Origin of the sequence: Rhodovulum sp., assembly GCF_011048875.1 — a bacterium.
GTDB classification, from domain to species: Bacteria; Pseudomonadota; Alphaproteobacteria; order Rhodobacterales; family Rhodobacteraceae; genus Rhodovulum; species Rhodovulum tesquicola.
This window is the reverse complement of the sequence record NZ_DSDD01000438.1, coordinates 1-1855: the sequence shown is the minus strand read 5'-3', so window position 1 is coordinate 1855 and position 1855 is coordinate 1. Positions and strand designations below refer to the sequence as shown.

Here is a 1855-nt window from a genome sequence, read left to right as displayed (position 1 = left end):
CCAGCCGCTCGGCCGTCACGCGGGCCACGGGCGTTTCATCGACCAGCGCGGCAGGGCCACAGGCGCACAGCCCGAGGCAATGGACCGGCTCCAGCGGCACGGCGCCATCGGCCGTGGTGCCATGCCAGTCAATGCCCAGCCGCGTGCGCAGGGCCTCGCCCAGCCGTTCGGCGCCCATCGCCTGACAGGCTTCGGCGCGGCAGACCTTGAGCATGCGCCGCCCGCCCGGCTCGGTGCGGAAATCGGGGTGGAAGCTGATGACCCGTGGATCTCGGCCACGCTCAGGTCCAGTTCCTGGGCCATCGGGGCCAGCGACTCGCGCGGGATTTGGTCCAGCGCATGCTGCACGGCATGCTGCACCGGCAAGAGCGGTCCGTCCATCCCGGCATGGGTGGCCGCTGTGTGGGGTTCGCGATGTGGCGCGACAAGGCCCACCTGATGCTCGGCCTCGGGCTCGGTCAGCGGCAGCGCGACCAGCCCGCCGCCATCCAGAAAGGGCGCGACGCTGCGCCGGGGCAGGATCGTGGCCCAGCCGCCCGACTGGACATGGGCGATCAGCGTGATGATCGAGTTCGACTCGAGCCGCGGCCGCAGGGCGAACCCTGACTCGGCCATGTGGCGGTCGACGATCCGGCGGTTCTGCATGTCGGGCGTCAGCCCGCCATAGCGCGAGCCGCGCCAGACCGGCATCACGCCCAGTTGTTCCTCAAGCTGCTTGATCGCGGCCGACAGCGTGGGCTGGGTCACGCCGCAGCTTTCCGCCGCCCGGCCGAAATGCTTCTCGCGCGCCAGCGCGATGAACATCTCGAGCCTGTCGATCATCGGATTGCCCGCTGGCCGCGCCGCTATGCCCGGGCTCAGCCGCCCGTATGGCTCATGTGTCGCGAGACCTGTCCATCGGGGCGCTGGCGGGAATAGTCGAAATCATGCCCCTTGGGCTTCTGGCCGATGGCGGCGCGAATGGCCGTGACCAGCGGCGCGTCGTCCTGGGGATGCGCCCGCAGCGGCGCCCGCAGATCGGCGCGATCCTCCTGGCCGAGGCACATGAACAACTCGCCCGTGCAGGTCAGCCGCACCCGGTTGCAGCTTTTGCAGAAATTGTGGCTGAGCGGGGTGATGAAGCCGATCTTCTGCCCCGTCTCCTCGATCCGCAAATAGCGCGCGGGCCCGCCCGAGCGTTCGGCAAGGTCCAGTGTGGTGAAGCGTTCCTCCAGCCGCGCGCGGACATCGCGCACCGACCAGAATTGCCCGACCCGGTTCTCGTTGCCCAGATCGCCCATCGGCATGACCTCGATGAAGGTCAGGTCCATGTCCCGGGCGGCGCACCAGTCGACAAGGGGGAACAATTCGTCCTCGTTGACCCCCTTGAGCGCGACGGTGTTGATCTTGACCCTCAGCCCCGCCGCCTGAGCCGCGTCGATCCCGCGCAGCACCTGGGTCAGCTTGCCCCAGCGGGTGACGCGGGCGAACTTGTCGGCGTCCAGCGTATCGAGGCTGACATTCACCCGGCGCACGCCCGCCGCCGCCAGATCCCCGGCGAAGCGTTCCAGTTGCGAGCCATTGGTGGTCAGCGTCAGCTCGTCCAGCGCGCCGGTTTCCAGGTGACGCCCCATCGCGCGAAAAAAGGTCAGGATATCGCGCCGCACCAGCGGTTCGCCCCCCGTGACGCGCAGCTTGCGCACGCCAAGCCGGACAAAGGCCGAGCAGAGCCGGTCAAGTTCCTCGAGCGTCAGCAGGTCCCGCTTGGGCAGGAAGGTCATGTTTTCCGCCATGCAATAGACACAGCGGAAATCGCAGCGGTCGGTGACCGACACGCGCAGATAGGTGATCGCGCGGGCGAAAGGATCAATAAGTT

At 68.2% G+C, this 1855-nt stretch carries 2 protein-coding genes and 1 pseudogene; all 3 read right to left on the bottom strand.

Annotated features, from left to right (window positions below; translation table 11 throughout):
• The coding region (locus ENN83_RS17225) for an NAD(P)H-dependent oxidoreductase subunit E (RefSeq protein ID WP_414707676.1) at positions 1 to 214 on the bottom strand (214 nt) is incomplete at its 3' end.
• Between the two features lie 185 nt (positions 215 to 399).
• Positions 400 to 822, bottom strand: a pseudogene (locus ENN83_RS14920) (LysR family transcriptional regulator); the annotation flags it as partial.
• A 35-nt stretch (positions 823 to 857) separates the two neighbouring features.
• Positions 858 to 1855: GTP 3',8-cyclase MoaA (gene moaA, locus ENN83_RS14915; RefSeq protein ID WP_287188309.1), on the bottom strand; the 998-nt coding region annotated here is incomplete at its 5' end.